Source organism: Antrihabitans auranticaus (assembly GCF_016481275.1).
Taxonomy (GTDB): domain Bacteria; phylum Actinomycetota; class Actinomycetes; order Mycobacteriales; family Mycobacteriaceae; genus Antrihabitans.
In genome coordinates, this window is the sequence record NZ_JAEMNW010000008.1 from 146,298 (window position 1) to 161,683 (window position 15,386).

18 protein-coding genes and 1 tRNA gene are annotated in these 15,386 nt (G+C 65.2%); 7 read left to right on the forward strand and 12 right to left on the reverse strand.

The features are described from left to right. Positions 1 to 223: 223 nt before the first annotated feature. Positions 224 to 1,615 carry an acyl-CoA dehydrogenase family protein gene (locus JGU72_RS26170; RefSeq protein ID WP_199687054.1) on the reverse strand — a complete coding sequence of 464 codons (1,392 nt, stop codon included), beginning with the start codon at positions 1,613 to 1,615 and terminating at the stop codon, positions 224 to 226. Between the two features lie 213 nt (positions 1,616 to 1,828). Beyond that, entirely contained in the window at positions 1,829 to 2,434 is a 606-nt protein-coding gene (locus JGU72_RS26175; protein ID WP_199687056.1) for a hypothetical protein, read from the reverse strand. A 147-nt stretch (positions 2,435 to 2,581) separates the two neighbouring features. Between JGU72_RS26175 and JGU72_RS26180 the strand changes: the two genes are divergently transcribed. Next, positions 2,582 to 3,514, forward strand: coding sequence for a catalase (locus JGU72_RS26180; protein ID WP_199687058.1), 933 nt, complete (start codon positions 2,582 to 2,584; stop codon positions 3,512 to 3,514). A 3-nt stretch (positions 3,515 to 3,517) separates the two neighbouring features. Here JGU72_RS26180 and JGU72_RS26185 read toward each other — a convergent pair whose 3' ends face one another. The 6 genes from JGU72_RS26185 to JGU72_RS26210 form a co-directional block, all read right to left on the reverse strand. Beyond that, on the reverse strand, positions 3,518 to 4,405 hold the full coding sequence (locus JGU72_RS26185; protein ID WP_199687060.1) for a hypothetical protein: 888 nt from the start codon (positions 4,403 to 4,405) through the stop codon (positions 3,518 to 3,520). Between the two features lie 31 nt (positions 4,406 to 4,436). Then, complete coding sequence (locus JGU72_RS26190; protein ID WP_199687062.1) at positions 4,437 to 5,264, reverse strand: hypothetical protein; 828 nt, start codon at positions 5,262 to 5,264, stop codon at positions 4,437 to 4,439. Beyond that, entirely contained in the window at positions 5,261 to 6,289 is a 1,029-nt protein-coding gene (locus JGU72_RS26195; protein ID WP_199687064.1) for a hypothetical protein, read from the reverse strand. Before JGU72_RS26195 ends, JGU72_RS26190 begins: the two co-directional genes overlap by 4 nt. Continuing rightward, positions 6,289 to 7,293: a hypothetical protein gene (locus JGU72_RS26200; protein ID WP_199687066.1), complete on the reverse strand. Its 1,005-nt coding sequence runs from the start codon at positions 7,291 to 7,293 to the stop codon at positions 6,289 to 6,291. Before JGU72_RS26200 ends, JGU72_RS26195 begins: the two co-directional genes overlap by 1 nt. A gap of 194 nt (positions 7,294 to 7,487) precedes the next feature. Further along, positions 7,488 to 7,946: a hypothetical protein gene (locus JGU72_RS26205; protein ID WP_199687068.1), complete on the reverse strand. Its 459-nt coding sequence runs from the start codon at positions 7,944 to 7,946 to the stop codon at positions 7,488 to 7,490. A gap of 17 nt (positions 7,947 to 7,963) precedes the next feature. Continuing rightward, complete coding sequence (locus JGU72_RS26210) at positions 7,964 to 8,662, reverse strand: haloacid dehalogenase type II (RefSeq protein ID WP_199687076.1); 699 nt, start codon at positions 8,660 to 8,662, stop codon at positions 7,964 to 7,966. 133 nt (positions 8,663 to 8,795) lie between these two features. Here JGU72_RS26210 and JGU72_RS26215 point away from each other — a divergent pair, with 133 nt between their 5' ends. The 6 genes from JGU72_RS26215 (at position 8,796) to JGU72_RS26240 (ending at position 12,427) form a co-directional block, all read left to right on the forward strand. After that, complete coding sequence (locus JGU72_RS26215) at positions 8,796 to 9,038, forward strand: DUF6400 family protein (protein WP_199687078.1); 243 nt, start codon at positions 8,796 to 8,798, stop codon at positions 9,036 to 9,038. Beyond that, positions 9,028 to 9,264 carry a hypothetical protein gene (locus JGU72_RS26220; protein WP_233533038.1) on the forward strand — a complete coding sequence of 79 codons (237 nt, stop codon included), beginning with the start codon at positions 9,028 to 9,030 and terminating at the stop codon, positions 9,262 to 9,264. Before JGU72_RS26215 ends, JGU72_RS26220 begins: the two co-directional genes overlap by 11 nt. A gap of 124 nt (positions 9,265 to 9,388) precedes the next feature. Next, on the forward strand, positions 9,389 to 9,796 hold the full coding sequence (locus JGU72_RS26225) for a TOBE domain-containing protein (RefSeq protein ID WP_199687079.1): 408 nt from the start codon (positions 9,389 to 9,391) through the stop codon (positions 9,794 to 9,796). After that, positions 9,793 to 10,548, forward strand: a complete 756-nt coding sequence (gene modA / locus JGU72_RS26230; RefSeq protein ID WP_199687081.1) for a molybdate ABC transporter substrate-binding protein — start codon at positions 9,793 to 9,795, stop codon at positions 10,546 to 10,548. Before JGU72_RS26225 ends, modA begins: the two co-directional genes overlap by 4 nt. After that, positions 10,545 to 11,354: an ABC transporter permease gene (locus JGU72_RS26235; RefSeq protein ID WP_199687083.1), complete on the forward strand. Its 810-nt coding sequence runs from the start codon at positions 10,545 to 10,547 to the stop codon at positions 11,352 to 11,354. Before modA ends, JGU72_RS26235 begins: the two co-directional genes overlap by 4 nt. Next, positions 11,351 to 12,427 (forward strand): sulfate/molybdate ABC transporter ATP-binding protein, encoded by a 1,077-nt coding sequence (locus JGU72_RS26240; RefSeq protein ID WP_199687085.1) that lies wholly within the window; start codon positions 11,351 to 11,353, stop codon positions 12,425 to 12,427. The genes JGU72_RS26235 and JGU72_RS26240 overlap by 4 nt, the downstream gene beginning before the upstream one ends. Here the strand turns inward: JGU72_RS26240 and JGU72_RS26245 are convergent. From JGU72_RS26245 to JGU72_RS26260, 4 genes are all read right to left on the reverse strand, one after another. Next, positions 12,420 to 13,334 (reverse strand): aminotransferase class IV, encoded by a 915-nt coding sequence (locus JGU72_RS26245; protein WP_199687087.1) that lies wholly within the window; start codon positions 13,332 to 13,334, stop codon positions 12,420 to 12,422. The two genes, JGU72_RS26240 and JGU72_RS26245, sit on opposite strands and share 8 nt — an antisense overlap. Before the next feature lie 98 nt (positions 13,335 to 13,432). Beyond that, positions 13,433 to 13,505 (reverse strand) — tRNA-Arg (locus tag JGU72_RS26250). 145 nt (positions 13,506 to 13,650) lie between these two features. Beyond that, positions 13,651 to 14,370 carry a DUF305 domain-containing protein gene (locus JGU72_RS26255; RefSeq protein WP_199687089.1) on the reverse strand — a complete coding sequence of 240 codons (720 nt, stop codon included), beginning with the start codon at positions 14,368 to 14,370 and terminating at the stop codon, positions 13,651 to 13,653. Continuing rightward, complete coding sequence (locus JGU72_RS26260; RefSeq protein ID WP_199687091.1) at positions 14,370 to 15,362, reverse strand: DUF3105 domain-containing protein; 993 nt, start codon at positions 15,360 to 15,362, stop codon at positions 14,370 to 14,372. The genes JGU72_RS26255 and JGU72_RS26260 overlap by 1 nt, the downstream gene beginning before the upstream one ends. Positions 15,363 to 15,386 lie beyond the last annotated feature (24 nt).

The window sequence follows — 15,386 nt, forward strand, 5'->3', positions numbered from 1 at the left end:
GCGGCGCTCGCGATCACGAGCAAATGGCGCGTGGTGTCGGCGTGTTGCGAACCCGTTGGTCGTGATCGCGCCGGCCCGTCCGGGCGGGCTGGTGATCACGAGCAACAAAAGGTGCGGCGACGTTCGTGATCACGAGCAAAAGGTGGTCGGTGTCGGCGTGTCGCGAACCCCTCGCTCGTGATCACCGCACCAGTGCCCGGAATCCACTACTGAAGCGCGACGATCACCGATTCGGCGGCTGCAGCACCTTCATGGCCACCTTCATGAGTGGATCGGGAACACGGTCCTTCATCGACAGGGCAACCTGGCCGGCGCGGGTGCGCAGCGGGGTACCGCGACCAAGGGTTTTGCCGAGCGCCAGACCCTCTGTTTCCTGGTCGAGGTGTATCGGCGGTGCGCCGTCGGCCGCGCCGAGTGCGCGGCCTATGACCATGCGCTGGATTTCGCTGGTGCCTTCGAAGATGGTGTACAGCTTGGCGTCTCGGTACCACTTCTCGACGGGGTGGTCGCTGATGTAACCCCAGCCGCCCATCGTCTGGATCGCTCGTTCGGTCGCCTTGACCGCGACCTCGCTCGCGGCGAGCTTCGCCATCGACCCCTCGCCGTTGCGAAACTCCACCCCACTCGCCGCCATCCAGGACGCCCGCCAGGTCAACAACCGCGCGGCGTCGATCTGTGTGGCCAATTCGGCGAGCGGGAACGAAATGCCTTGATTGTCGATGATCGGTCCGCCGAACGCCTCCCGTCTGTTCGCGTACGCAGTGGCGTATTCGAGTGCGGCCCTGGCGATTCCGAGCGCTTGCGCAGCGACCATCGGCCGCGTCTGCTCGAAGGTTCCGAGGGTTGCAGACTGCCGCCGTTGTGTGCCGGTCGCCGCAGCCTGCGCTTCCCGCGCCTTCTCGAGGCGGTGCTGCAGCTTCTCCTCACCGCCAAGTAGATGATCCGCCGGCACTCGGCAGCCGTGGAACTTCAACTCTGCGGTGTGGGACGCCCTGCAGCCGAGTTTGTCCAGTTTGCGGACAAGTTCTATCCCGGGAGTGTCGCCGGGGATGACGAACAGCCCCTGCCCACGGTGGCCGAGGTCGGCATCGATCGTCGCATTGACGACGTGGACGTTGGCGATGCCGCCGTTGCCGATCCACATCTTGTGTCCGTCGATGACCCAGTCGTCGCCGTCCCGCGTTGCGGTCGTGCGCAGATTGCGGACGTCGCTACCCCCCTCGGGCTCCGAGATTGCGAGTGCGGCAAGTTTCAGGTTGCCCGGCTCGCCGAAACATTCGGGCGCCCAACGCAACATCTGCTCCGGGGTTGCGGCTTGACCGATCGACGAGAGTGCCAACGCGGGCATGACGATCGCCAGGCCTATTCCGGCGCACCCCCAGAACAGTTCCTCCATGAAGAGCGGAAGTGAGAGTCCGGTCGGGTCGCCGATGAGATCGCGGTAGAAGAGTGGGCTGTAAAACCCTTCCGCTGCGGCCTTTTCGAGGACCGGCCACGGGAACTCCTGCGCGGAATCGTAGTGCGCGGCAACGGGCCGAATCACGTCTTCGGCGAACGCGTGCGCGCGCTCGGCGAGGTCACGCTGGGCCGGCGAGAGGCTGAGGCTGAATGTCATGAGGTCACCTGGTCACCTGAGTGATCCACTCGAATTGCTCTCGCGCGACGAGTGGACCACGTGTTCGAATCAGTGCTTGATCGGCGGGTTGAAGTGGGTACCGGATTCATTGGGCGCGGCACCGTCCGGGCCGGGCCGAAGGTGCTTGCCGGTCGGTCGCTGCTCATATCCGTCGGGCGGAATCACCCGTTGCGAAGGATCGGGTTCGGGCGCCTATTGCGGCGGATTCCGGAATGCCGACTGCTGCTGCGGTTGTTGAGCCGGCGCCTGTTGCGGTTGCTGCGGCGGCGGAGCGAACGTGTTTCCCCGGTGCTGAGCCTGCGGTGGCGCGAACGTGTTCGGGCGCTCCTGCGGCTGCGGGGGAGCGGTCGCTACCGGTTGGTCCTGGTTGCCGCGGCGCGGCCACTGCGGTCCGTGCCCTTGGGCGTGGACCTGAGGGTCGGGTGTATTGCGCTGGTTCTGGGTTTGCTCGGAGCGGGGATCGAGCTTCGCTGCTCGCTGGAATTCCTGGTCGACGCGCTGCCGGGCTTGCGCTGCCTCGGCTTCGGCCTGCCGAGCCTCGCTGAGCAACTTGTCGGCTTCCACGGACTTGGCCGCGGCGTCGGCCTGCGCCCGTTTCGCTGCTGCGACAGTCTCGGCTGCTTCTGCCTCGTGTTGCTGGACTTTGGCGGCATCCCTCGTGGCCTGCTGCCGGATCTCTTCTGCTTTTGCTGCGCGCCGATCGCGGCGGCCTCTGCCGGTCAAAGCCACGACAGCGGCAATGACGGCAAGTACGACCAGGACTACGACGATCAGAACGACGATGGTGATCGGTTCCATGATGTGAGCTCCTCGGATGCGGTATTGGTGGCGATACCCGGTAGCAGGTGCGTCCAAACGAACTGCTCCAGACCGCGATGGCGCAGGCGCCCGCCGTCGTAGAGTTGGGTCGCGCGCGCGTCGGCAGCGCGGAAAGGGCACGGCGTAATGGTCACTCCCGAAGAAGCTGTCCAGGTCATCCACGAGTCAGGCGGTTCGCACGCCGGCTATCGCGCACTGCACGCGAAAGGTTCGTTGTTCCGGGGGACCTTCACGGCGACCGCGGCTGCGAAGGCACTGTCGCGTGCCGTGCATCTCGACGGTCGGACGGTGCCTGCCCTGGTCCGGTTCTCGAACGGCGCCCCGGAGCCGGACAAGTCCGACAACAGACCGATGATTCGGGGCATGGCCGTCAAACTGTCGCTGCCGGACGGCTCGACGACAGATATCTCTGCACAGACCGGTCGGCTCTTCATCTCGCGAACCCCCGAGGGTTTCGTCGAGTTCATGCGCGCGTCGAAACTGGGTCCACTGGCCGGCGTCAAACTGGCGAAGTTCACGGCGCAGTACCCGGAGTTCCTGCATACCCTGCGCGCCAATGCTGTTGCGCTCAAAGTGCCGGCGAGCTACGCGACGATCGAATGGCACGCGCTGCACGCGTTCAAGTGGATCGACGCCGACGGTGGGTCCAGATTCGTTCGCTACCACTGGATTCCCGAGGCCGGGATCCAGCACTTGAAGCTGCTCGAAACCCGATCGAAGTCGCCCGACTACCTGACCGAGGAGTTGACGACTCGGCTCGCGGAAGTACCGGTCCGATTCGAGCTGCACGTGCAGGTCGCCGGCCCGGACGACTCGACGGTCGACCCGTCCGCACCGTGGGCGTCGGACGAGACGACAGCTGTCGGCACCCTGGAGATCACCGGCATCGACACCGAGCGCGAACACGAAGGCGACATCGTGGTCTTCGATCCGATGCGTGTGACCGACGGTATCGAGGCATCCGACGATCCGGTGCTGCACTTCAGGTCGCTGGCCTACTCGGTGTCGGTGCAGGAGCGCAGCGGCGTCGGCCGTGGGGCCGAGGCCCCGCCGGCCTGACCATCAGCCTTCGACGGGCCCGAGTTCGACGACCGTGCCCGGGCGCGCGAGCGACGCGACGGTGATGCGACCACCCTGAGCGGCATCGATAACCTGGTCCTGCCAGGCGACGAGGCACGCGGCAGCTTCGCTGTTGTACACCCGATCGAGGATCGGTGCCAGCACCTTGGCCACTTCACCCTCCGCTGCAATGAGCTGTCCGCGGTAGGGGCCGTAGTAGGGCAGGATGGCTTCCAGCACAACGGCTTCCACGCCCTGCACGTTCTTGATGATGGGGTCGATCAGCGGCTGGTACTGCGCGATGACAGGCGAGATCTCCGCGAGAATCGGGCCGGCCAGCCGTAGCAGCGGCTGGTAGACCGAGCCGAGCGCGAATGCCTCCGACGAGAACGGCCCCGCCAGCGGAGCAAGACCGATCAGGGAGGCAAGTCCGCCCTGCCGTTCCGGCTTCGGCCAGCCGAGCGGGCAGGCCGGCTGTGTGTCGACAGTTGTGGTCTCGAACGGGCTGCCGGTACCGGGCGCAGCAGGGTTGAGCGGAACCGACGGGCTTATCCCCGGCACGACGGCCGACGGCGCGGCGCCGCCACCGCCGAGCGGCACCGACGTCGCCGGTGCACTGTTACCGGTTCCGATAGGCACCGACGCCCCTGGCGCCGGAGCTGCGGGGGTCGCTGGTGCAGGCGCGGCAGGCGCCGCCGGCGCAGCGGGGTCGGGTGCCGGTTGAGCGGGTACTGCTGCCGAGTGTGCCTGTGGCACAACCACGGCCACTGTTTCGTTGCGGTCCACCGTCAGCGCTGTGACGGCAACCGAGCTGCCGATTACTGCCAGTGCGGCAACGAAGCGGATGGCGTTGGCCAGACCCTTACGCGGGGTGCGAGTCGGTTCGGTCATGTCTCCCATATCTTTCCGTGCTGATCTGGCTCTAGTTGCCGGGTTGGGCAGGGGTGGGCGGTGGTTGCGGGGCTTCGGCGCCGGGCTCGTAGACACCTTCGAGATGCCAGACTCCGGTGAATCCGTTGAACGGTCCGCCGACGATCAGGCTCGTCCACTCCAATGTGTACTTCTTGGTCTCGGGGTCGTAGGTGCCCGTTGCCGACGGTCCCTCGCCTGCAACGTCGTTCGATTGGTGCAGCCACGTCTTGGCGACCCAGTCCCAGACCTGTTTTGCTTCGGCGACTCCGGCAACCTGAGCGCCCTCGCGTTCCTTCGGCTTCGGCGCGCCCTGGTTGAACTCCTGGTTGTTCCAGGATGCGGCCCAGGCCGAGAGGTCGGCGGTGAGGACGCCTCCGTTGTTGACGACCGACGGCGCCGCGACGTCGCGCTGCGTCTGCGGATCGAGTGCGTTCGTAGATACACCGAATTCGACGGCGAAGAACTTGGTCGGCTTCATGATCGAGCTCGCCAGCGAATTGCCGTCAGCAAAACCGGGATTGGGCTCGGACTGATAGCCGCCTGTGCGAAGGCCGCCCTCGGCCCCTGGTTCGAGCAGAGTCGCGAAGCCGCCGGGCACGACCGAATCGCCGTTCGGCATGTACGGACCGGCCTCCGGGGTACCGCCGGGCTGGACCATACGGAACCAGGAGCCGATCACCTGGTCGCCGTCGACGCTGCCCGGCGTCAGGCGGAACAATCCGACGAGTTGTTCGTTGGTCGCGGCCGCCTCTTTCGGCGCGGCGTCGTCGCTTGCGCAGCCGGATCCGAACAGCAGTCCGGCAACAGTCAACGCACACAACAGGCTTCGAATCTTCATCTTCTCTTCACCAGTTTCCGAACGGGTCCTGCGCCGAGAGCTGCCACTGTCGCGACACCGGGCAGAACGAAGAACCAGCCCAGCTGCCCGAAGGCGCGGAAGCCGATGGCAGTGGTCGAATCGTTGAGTGCCGCTACGGAATCGAAGTTCTCGACGTTGTCGTTCATGACGCCGATCAGGCCGGCAAACTCGGAGGTCATCGGTTGCCAACGGTTTTCGAGCTCGTCGATGCCGCCGAGGTCGGCGGCAGGATGGCTGTCCCGCACTGCCTTGGTATAGCGGCTGTTCAGTTCGCCCTGCCCGCCGACGAGGGTCACGAAGTAGCCCTGCACTTTTCGAACTTCGTCGTGAGTCAGCACGGTCGAAAAGTCGTCGAGAATTGGGTCGGCGGCAGGTGCCTTCTCGAATATGCCGAATGCAAGCGGTGCGATGACGAGTCCTGCTCCGAGGAGCACTCCGGCAGCTGTCAGAACCGGTGAGCGATCGCCGCGGCGCGCACGGCGAAACCCGATGATGCCGATTGCCGTCAATGCGGCGCCGGGCAGTGCAAAGAACCACGGCATCGCCGAGAAGGGCGGAAGGGACGAAAGCTGTTCGTAGTTGGCAACGTTGGCCGACATGGTGTCGAGCATCGACGACATGTCCGCACGAATCGCGGGATAGTCGCGGACGAAGGTATCGACGTACGAATATTGGCCGGTTGGGGCGTTCCCGGATCCCTGCAGTGTGAGGACATTCTGGCGAGCACCCTCGATTGCCTGTAGGTCGGCCTGCAAGCTGTCGACGTGAGCCGTCGACATATATGGGCCGAACTCGGCAAGCATGCGTTCGCCCTTCGCCGACCGCGGAAACATCCCGAGCACGATCGGTAGCAGGATGAGGGCGACCCCGATAGCGGCGACCACCGCGAATGCGACATGCGGTTGTGCAGGCGAGCCGCGCTCGACGGCGCGACTGTGCCAGGAGGCGTGATCGTCGTATGCGGGCAGCTCCGAGGTATCGGAGGGTGTCGGCGGGGCGGGCACTATCGGTTCCGTGCCCCGGCGATGCGGTCGGCGCTGAAGAAGAGCGCCACACCGAGTAGGCCGCCGACAACGAGTGCGGGGATCACCCAGATCGGGAGGTTGTGCTCGCGCGGGACGTCGATCGTGCGCGCTGCCAACGCCGGATCTGCCACGGATTGCGCCGGTTGAGCGGCGGGGACTACGGCGGGAGTGCCTGGATCGGGCACCGGTCCCCCAGGGGCCGGGGTCGCAGGCGGGGCGGCGGGCAACGCGGCGGCCGGAGTGCCGGGAACGGGCGCTGCGGGAGCCGGCCCGGCGGCTGGGGTGAGTGCGGTACCGCCGCGGTACTGACCGGCAAGGTGCCACAAGCCCGTGAAATTGTTGAACGGTCCGCCGACGATCTGGCTCGTCCATTCGATGACGAAGCTGCCGTTGGCCGGGTCGATCGTGCCGCGAATTCCGCTGGTCTTACCCGGCAGACCGCCTCCGGGCTTCGGTGAGCCCTGATTGAACACCTGGTTGTTCCAGGTCACGCCGAGCGCGCTGAGGTCGCCGCTCAGGACATTCCCGGTCGCGAAGATCTGGGGGAGCGCTGTCCCGCCGCCGGTTTGCGGGTCGACCGGATTGGTCGCCGTAGCGAAGCCGACTCCGTAGAACCGCACGGGCGTCGTGACGCTGCCCGACGTCGCGTTGCCGCTGCCGTCGAACGCCTGCGCTGGCTGTGGTTGATACGAGCCGCTCAGCAACCCGCCATCGCTGCCCGCAGAGAGCGGCGTGACGCTTTGGTCACTGCACCCGGAGTCACTGTTGGACAGGAACGGACCGCTCGCATCGCCTGTCGGCAGAATCATCCGGAAGAAGCTGCCGCTGACAGCGCCGCCCGAGCACACGCCCGGTGAAAGCGCGAAGAGGCCGTTGAGCGGAACTGTCGATTCGGCCTCCGCGGCCGGCGCAACTGCCAGAGTCGAGAATCCCGCAATTGCGATGGCGGCGGCAGCCCGTAACCCTCGTCGTACCAGAACCATTGTTTTCCCTTGCCGTTCGCCGATAGTGCGGAGCGCTGGTGCGGTGCGCGCAGCGCAACGCCGACCTCGCGGCCCGCGCTTTCATCGGAACGCACCGGGGCAGTTCGGTCACGAGTTTCACCCAGCGTGAATCGAACTATTGGGACGGAACAGCAGGTGGACCTCGTCGGCAGTGACGAGGCTCATGGCTCGGCTCAGGCAGGTTTGGTGAGATTGGTCAGCGCCAGCTGCCACTCGTCTGTGAACGGAAGATGAAACGCCACGCTGTCGACGCCTGTGACACCTTCGTACGTGACGTGCAGCAGCGGCATCTCGGTCGCGAACCCTAGGTGGGAGCCGACGAGGTCGACCTTGTGGATGTCTTCGAGCAGCACTTCGAAGTCGTGTTCGCCGTCCGTAGAGACGAACCCGAGTCGGCCGGCCGCAATGACCAACGTGCCCAGCACGGATTCCGGAGACGTGCCCGCAGACTCGAGACCGAGGAAGCGCGTGAGGCGTTGTTCGCGGACGATCTCCTTGGCGGGGTACTTCTGGGAGAGGCGATATCCCGTTGTCTGGCGAGATGGGACCAGCACCAATTTGTTCACCAGGTAGCCGAGCACCACGACGGCGACGATCAGCAGAATGAACAGGACGATCCCGATAATCTCCACCGCGGAAGAATAGGCCGTCAGCAGTCGAGTTTGTTCGCAAGATCCTCGAAGTCGGTCGCATTGATGTCGAACTCGTCCTCGAACTCGAGGTCGACAGCGCCGTCGGGGCCGAACTCGAGCGGTCGTGCAACGAATGCGGTCCGGAATCCGAGCGCGGCGGCGGCGCGGATGTCGTACTTGTGGCTCGCCACCATCATGATGTCGGCAGGGCGCAGGCCCAGATAGGTCGCTGCCATGGCGTAGACGGCCGGATCGGGTTTGAACGCCTGCGCCATCTCTGCGGTGAAGATGGCGTCCCACGGCAATCCGGCGGTTTTCGACATATTCACGACGGCGCTGACATCGGCGTTCGACAGCGTCGCGAGAGTGAAGCGGGTGCGGAGTCGATTCAGGCCGGGGACGGCGTCGGGCCACGGGCGCAGCCGCTGCCAGGCGAGGGCGAGTTCCGCCGCTTCCGGCTCGGAATAGCGGATCGCGAACTCGTCGAGCAGCCCGTCCAGGGTTCCGCGGTAAATCGAATGCACGCTCGTCCACGTGCCGGAATCGACGGGTACAGCTGCAACCCCCGCGAAGTAGGCTGCTCGCCAACGAGTTACGAAACCTGTCCAGTCGATTTCTGGATTCCGTCCGGCGTCGATCCGGACGGCTTCGTCGCGAACCGTCGAGAAGAAATCGGTCGCGGTGCCTTGGACGTCGAACAGCAAGGCCTTTGTCATGACTGTGATCTTGCCAGTGACAAATGGCTGTCAAGAGGCGGAAAACTCATCCAGAACGTGACGTGCGTCATTGTGATCATGCGCAAAGTTAAGGGAGCCTAACCTTTCGCATTTGTGGATTGAGGGTGATTGTATGAGTGCCGAAGCGGGCGAACTGGAGTTCAGCCTCGACCTCACGCTTGGCGAAGCGCATCGTCGTTCCGCCGTGCTGCAGGCAATCGGTGACGATTGGGATCCGATCGCGGTGCTCGCGGCCGAAGAGCAGGCGTACGACATGCTCTACTCCGGTCTCGACAGCGACCAGCAGCGCATCTACGACGAGTTGGTGGTCGCAGGCGTCCTACCGAACAGGGCGGTGCGTGATCATGCCAATTGATCCCACCGCTGACTTCGGTCGGCGCGCATGGTTGCCCTGCCCGGCCTGCGCGCACAACGTGGGTTGCGGTGACTGCGGTAGCGGCAAGAACTGCGACAACCACTGGCAGTACCTGCTCAGCAACAAGGGACCGCAGGTTTTCCTGCAGTGCAGTGACTGCGCGCATCTGTGGGCTTTCGACTCCCGCGACCGCACCTACCTCGCGCCGAAAGTGTGCTTGGGCTGACCCCGTACGCGCTTGCCGAGTCCATGGACTCTTTAACCGCGCACAGGGCCGCAGACCCTCATTTCTCCGTATCTGCGGTTGTTTTGCGTTGCTACATCCGCAGATGCCGATCTATTATCTCGGCGTGCCCGAGTTCAGGATTCGTGAAGCCGCCGAGTTGCTGGGTGTCAGTGATGACACCGTCCGCCGGTGGGTCGACAACGGCAGCTTGCCGGCGACCGCAGACGGATCCGGCCGCAAAGTGATCGACGGCGCGACCCTCGCCAGCTTCGCGCGGTCCAATTCGGCGCCCGCGGCCCGTGATCCGCTCGGCGTCGGAAGCTCTGCCCGCAATCGCTTCGTCGGCCTCGTCACCAATGTTGTGACCGACAAGGTGATGGCTCAGGTCGAGTTGCAATGCGGTCCGTTCACGGTTGTCTCGTTGATGAGTTCCGAGGCGGTGCGCGAGTTGAAGTTGGAGCCCGGCAGCGTCGCTGTCGCGGTCGTCAAGGCAACCACGGTGATCGTGGAGACCCCACTAGGAGAGTCGTGAATCGCGGAGTTGGAATTGCGCTGGTCGGTGCCCTATCGGTGGCGCTCGTTGCTGGTTGCGGGTCGGACGACAACGACAAGCAGACCGTCACGGTCTTTGCGGCAGCGTCGTTGAAGAACACGTTCACCGAGCTGGAGAAGCAGTTCGAGGCCGACAACAAAGACACCGACCTGGTGTTCAACTTCGCAGGGTCCTCGGACCTCGCGGCCCAACTCGACTCCGGCGCTCGCGCAGACGTCTTCGCGTCGGCGGACACGAACAACATGAAGAAGGTCACCGACGCCGGGCTCGCGGCGGGAACGCCGGTGAACTTTGCGACCAACACGCTGACGATCGTGGTGGCACCGGGCAACCCCGATGGCATCGGTTCGTTCGCCGACCTCACCAAGCCGGGTGTGTCAGTCGTGGTGTGCGCGCCCGCGGTGCCGTGTGGGAACGCAACCAAGAAGGTGGAGGACGCCACCGGTACCGACATCTCACCGGTCAGCGAAGAGCAGAGCGTTACCGACGTCCTCAACAAGGTGACCTCGGGGCAGGCGGATGCGGGAGTCGTGTACGTGACCGACGCTGCCGCGGCTGGTGACAACGTCACGGCGGTGCCGTTCGCCGAGTCGTCGGGCGCGGTCAACACCTACCCGATCGTCACGTTGAAAGATTCCGCGGACGCTACGCTTGCCCAGAAATTCGTCGACCTCGTCACTGGTCCGAAGGGCCAGGACGTGCTGAGCAAGGCAGGTTTCGGAGGCGCATGATCGGGACGCGACGGCACGCCGGTCCGCGCACCGGTCTGCCGTCGTGGATCTACGTGCCTGCCGTTGTCGGTGGATTGTTCGTCGTTCTGCCTCTGGTTGCGATGCTCGGCACCGTCGAGTGGGGCCGGTTCGTCGAGCTGGTCACCTCGCAATCCTCGGTTGCCGCATTGGAATTGAGCTTGCGCACAGCTTCGGTGAGTACGGCTCTGTGCGTGGTATTCGGCATTCCGATGGCAGCTGTGCTGGCGCGCAGCAATTTTCGCGGTCTGCCGGTATTGCGGTCGCTGATCCTGCTGCCACTGGTACTTCCGCCGGTCGTGGGCGGAATCGCCCTGCTCTACACCTTCGGCCGGAAAGGGCTCCTCGGGGAGTACCTCGAGGTGGTCGGTATCCGAATCGCATTCTCCACCACGGCAGTTGTGCTCGCGCAGACCTTCGTCGCGTTGCCGTTCCTCGTCGTGAGTCTCGAAGGCGCGATGCGCACCGCAGGACAGCGCTACGAAGCGGTTGCGTCGACACTGGGCGCTTCGCCGACAACCGTGCTGCGGCGGGTGACGCTTCCACTGGTGCTGCCGGGTCTGCTCTCGGGCGCTGTGCTCGCATTTGCCAGGGCTCTGGGCGAATTCGGTGCGACGCTGACCTTCGCCGGCAGTCTGGAGGGCGTCACGAGGACGCTGCCCCTCGAGATCTACCTGCAGCGCGAGTCCGATGCCGATGCGGCGGTTGCCCTTTCGCTGGTACTGGTGGTTGTGGCGATACTTATAGTGGTCGCGGTCCGGCGGCGGACCGCCGCAGGTGCGTTGTGAGTGGGCTTCTCGTCCGCGCGGTCGTGCGAGATCGCGATTTCGACGTCGAACTGCCCGTAGCGCAGGGCACGGTGACTGCCGTGCTCGGGCCGAACGGCGCAGGCAAGTCGACGCTCCTCGACGTGGTCGCGGGCTTGCTACGCCCCGACAGCGGATACGTCGAACTCGACGACCGAGTGCTTACCGACACGGAAGGGCGCGTCGAGGTACCGCCCCACAAGCGCGGCGTTGCGCTACTTGCCCAGCAGGCCTTGCTGTTTCCGCATATGAGCGTCACCGCGAACGTGGAGTTCGCGCCGCGCAGCGCCGGGGCCTCGCGGCAGGACGCCCGTGTCAAAGCCCGGGAATGGCTGACGGCAGTCGACGCGCTCGAGTTCGCCGACCGGCGACCCAGTGCGCTCAGCGGCGGTCAAGCGCAGCGAGTTGCGGTGGCGCGGGCGCTCGCGGCCGATCCACGCCTGTTGCTTCTCGACGAGCCGCTGGCGGCTCTGGACGTCACAGCGGCACCGGCTGTGCGAAGCCTGCTGCGGAAAGTGCTGCGCAGTGGCGAACGAACAGCGCTGTTGGTGACCCATGACGCGCTCGACGCGCTTGCGCTGGCAGACCGCGTGGTTGTCGTGGACGGTGGGAAGGTCGTCGAAGAAGGCGAAGTGCGGCAGGTACTTTCACGCCCTCGTAGTGCTTTCGCTGCGCGAATCGCGGGAATCAATCTGCGCAGCGGCCGAATCGAAGCCGACGGAGTGTTGCGCACCGATGCCGGGGAATCGGTCTACGGCGCCACCGCGGAACCGATCGCGGTGGGGGAGCGCGCTGTTGCCGTCTTCAGCCCCGCCGCGGTCGCCGTCTACGTGGACCTGCCGACCGGCAGTCCACGCAACCACTTCACGGTTGCCATCGCTGAGATCGAGAATCGCGGCGACCTCATCCGCGTCCGCGGCGAGGAAGACCGCCATCATGCCGCTTTGATGGCCGACGTCACCCCCGCCGCAGCGGCAGATCTCGACCTGACGCCGGGAAAGGTCGTTCAGTTCGTCGTCAAGGCAACTGAAACGGCGATCTATTCGATCAGCTGAGCTCGGTCACCCAGCCGTGCAACGCATCCGAACGGACGGTCGCAGAGTGCCGCTTGCGCAGGGTCTGTGCGATAGGTCCGTGCACACGATCTCCGACGCTTCGACCGTCGACCTCGACCACGTGCGCGACGCCCGCCGACGTACCTGTCACGAAGACTTCGTCGGCGATGTAGAGCTCGGTCATGTCGACGTGCCGTTCGACGACCGGGATGCCCTCTTCGGCAGCCAGCGTCAGCACGGTCCGGCGATTGATCCCGTCCAGGATGTCGCAGGACGGGTCCGGCGTGATGAGCGTCCCGCCGCGCACCAGGAAGATGTTGGCTGCGCTCAGCTCGCAGACGTGGCCGTTGCCGTCGAGGAAGATGCAATCGTCGTAGCCGCTGTCGATTGCGTCCTGCTTCGCGAGGACGGAATTGACGTAGGCGCCATTGACTTTCGCGCGCGACGGGATGGCGTCGTCCGGAATCCGGCGCCACGGGCTCGTCTTCAGCCGAATGCCGTCCTGCGGGACGATCGGGGTGGCGTTGTAGACGAACATGCTGACCTTGGTGTGGCAGCCGCGGACCCGTGTGCCCGGGATCGATTCGTCGACGTGGACCGTCGCCCGGACGAAAACGTCACGTCCCGGGTCGTTTGCGCCGATGAGTTCGTCGGTCACCGCGAGGAAACGCTCGAAGTCCCATTCCTTCGCGAACTGGTCGATACCAATGATCTTGCAGGACTCCACGAGTCGCTGGAAGTGATCACGCAGACGGAACGCGGTCCGGCGGGTGCCGTCGACGTGCACCGGGAAAACCGTGTAGACGCTCAGCCCGTATAGCACCGCAGACGTGGCAACTCCCAGCGTTGCCTGCGCTGAGCCGACGATGCTGTCGCCGAAATACACCTTGGGATACGGGGTTGCCATGCGGGGGAGCCTATGAAACCGCGCGCCCAAATGGAAATCGATTCTGGGTGGCATTCGTCATGAATCCAGGACGGAGAACGCCGTGTGTCGAAAGAGAGTGCCCCCGGCAGGATTCGAACCTGCGGCCTTCTGCTCCGGAGGCAGACGCTCTATCCCCTGAGCTACGGGGGCGCACCGAACAATCGGTGTCGCCGTTGGGCGGTGTAACCCTAACGCACACTGCGCGCCGGACCAAAGTCGGCCCTGGGACCAGCCGAGCAGGCGGACAGCCGAGCAAACGCCGAGTGGTTTGCGCGACAATCGCCTGCTCGACGACCTAATTCATCGGCAAAGGCTGGGCGCCGCGCTGCGTGATCATCTCGGTGATCTGCGCGGATTCCTTGTCCTGCGTCGCCAGCATCGCACGGGCCAGATTGCGGACCGCGTCGACTTCGGCGTGGTCCGCCGCGTAGGCGAGCATCGATGCCCCGCCCTGGTGGTGCCGCAGCATCAATTGCAGGAACAGCGTGTCGAACGCCGGGCCCTGCGCCTGCCGTAACGCCTTGAGTTCCTCGTCGCTGGCCATGCCGGGCATCTTGTCGACCGGTCCGGAGTGGCTGCCCATGTCCATGCCGGGCATGTCGTGGCCGTGGTCGGAGTCGGTCATCCAGGCCATGTAACCCTCGCCCGGCGGCGGCAGGAGCGGCTTCTCCCACAGCGTCAACAGCCCCTGCATCTCGCCGATCTGCGTTTGCTGCGTCGTCAGGATGTCGAACGCCAGCGATTGCACGGCGGGATCGGTTGCGCCCTTCAGCGCGTACGTAGCCATCGTGACCGCCTGGATGTGGTGGACGGTCATGTCTTGGAGGAAGCCGACATCGACCGAATCGTCGGCCGGTGTCGGTGTCTCCTTGTCCTCCAGCGGAATACGCGCCAGAAAGCCGATCGCGAAGCCCAGCAGAACGGCCGCAACGAGCCCCAGCACGGTCAGCGTCGTGCGCTGGCTGCGCCGAGCCGGCTCGGTCTCCTCGATCGCGGCAACGTCGTCGGCAGTCATCACTGCGGCGGTGCTGGGACGGCCGGGGGAGCGTTCGGGTCGAGTGCAGGCGGGGCATCGCCACCCGGCGGGACGACGGGCGCATTGGGATCGCCAGGCAGACCCGGGAGGCCCGGAATACTCGGATCGCCCGGAAGCCCTGGCATCCCCGGGATGCCCGGCTGCTCGATCGGATCAGGCTGCAGGTTCGGGTCGTCGGGCTGAACGGCATCGGCCGGCAGCGGGGACGTATCGAACGGCGGCGGGTTGTCCGGATCGAAGGCGCCCGGGGAAGCGTCGCAGCTCGCGCGCTTCTCAGGGAACAGGAACGAGTCCTCGTACGGGTTCTGGCGTAGCGCGGCGATGAATTGGCCGATCCGGCGGTCGTCGGCGTTGTCGATCTTCAGCTGATGGCCCCAGGCCTGCAGCGAGATCGGCGAATCCTGGCCGGGATAGGGCGACATGAACGTGTAGGGCTTGCCGTCGACGAACTTGTCGCCCAGCGTCTCGATCGTCTCGCTGTCGACCTTGTCCGGGTTGTACGTGATCCAGACAGCACCGTGCTCGAGCGAGTGCACAGCGTTCTCGGTTCGGATGGCGGTCGGGTAGACGAAGCCGTTGCAGGCTGCCCAGACCTGGTCGTGCGGTCCGCCGATCGGCGGCGTCTGCTTATATGCGACGCGCTGACCAGGCTGGATGTGCAGCGAACCCTTGAACTCGAGGCGTTCGACGCCGTCGATGCCAGTCGAGGGATCGATGTTTTCAGCGGTCGGGCTGAAGCGCTCCGCGTCCCGCTTCTCGAGATACTTCGGGAAGATGTTCCAGGCCAGAAGTCCGATGAGGGCGACGACCACAGCGACCGCGCCCACCGTCATCCATGGAATCTGGCGAGTCTTCGGCAGGCCCTTCCCGGCAGGTACACCTTTTTTCTTCTTGGTGGCAGCCTTGATGGCTTTGGCTGACTTGGCCCCGGTCTTGCTCACGGGGCTGCGACTGTCGGAACCGCTCGGCATTGCTCGATTGCTCTTTCGCCGTAT

What these genes read in the sequence shown, in the direction of transcription:
- JGU72_RS26170 (WP_199687054.1), bottom strand. Translation starts at nt 1,615, where the DNA reads ATGACATTCAGCCTCAGCCTCTCGCCGGCCCAGCGTGACCTCGCCGAG.
- JGU72_RS26175 (WP_199687056.1), bottom strand. Translation starts at nt 2,434, where the DNA reads ATGGAACCGATCACCATCGTCGTTCTGATCGTCGTAGTCCTGGTCGTA.
- JGU72_RS26180 (WP_199687058.1), top strand. Translation starts at nt 2,582, where the DNA reads ATGGTCACTCCCGAAGAAGCTGTCCAGGTCATCCACGAGTCAGGCGGT.
- JGU72_RS26185 (WP_199687060.1), bottom strand. Translation starts at nt 4,405, where the DNA reads ATGACCGAACCGACTCGCACCCCGCGTAAGGGTCTGGCCAACGCCATC.
- JGU72_RS26190 (WP_199687062.1), bottom strand. Translation starts at nt 5,264, where the DNA reads ATGAAGATTCGAAGCCTGTTGTGTGCGTTGACTGTTGCCGGACTGCTG.
- JGU72_RS26200 (WP_199687066.1), bottom strand. Translation starts at nt 7,293, where the DNA reads ATGGTTCTGGTACGACGAGGGTTACGGGCTGCCGCCGCCATCGCAATT.
- JGU72_RS26210 (WP_199687076.1), bottom strand. Translation starts at nt 8,662, where the DNA reads ATGACAAAGGCCTTGCTGTTCGACGTCCAAGGCACCGCGACCGATTTC.
- JGU72_RS26215 (WP_199687078.1), top strand. Translation starts at nt 8,796, where the DNA reads ATGAGTGCCGAAGCGGGCGAACTGGAGTTCAGCCTCGACCTCACGCTT.
- JGU72_RS26220 (WP_233533038.1), top strand. Translation starts at nt 9,028, where the DNA reads ATGCCAATTGATCCCACCGCTGACTTCGGTCGGCGCGCATGGTTGCCC.
- JGU72_RS26235 (WP_199687083.1), top strand. Translation starts at nt 10,545, where the DNA reads ATGATCGGGACGCGACGGCACGCCGGTCCGCGCACCGGTCTGCCGTCG.
- JGU72_RS26245 (WP_199687087.1), bottom strand. Translation starts at nt 13,334, where the DNA reads ATGGCAACCCCGTATCCCAAGGTGTATTTCGGCGACAGCATCGTCGGC.
- JGU72_RS26255 (WP_199687089.1), bottom strand. Translation starts at nt 14,370, where the DNA reads ATGACTGCCGACGACGTTGCCGCGATCGAGGAGACCGAGCCGGCTCGG.
- JGU72_RS26260 (WP_199687091.1), bottom strand. Translation starts at nt 15,362, where the DNA reads ATGCCGAGCGGTTCCGACAGTCGCAGCCCCGTGAGCAAGACCGGGGCC.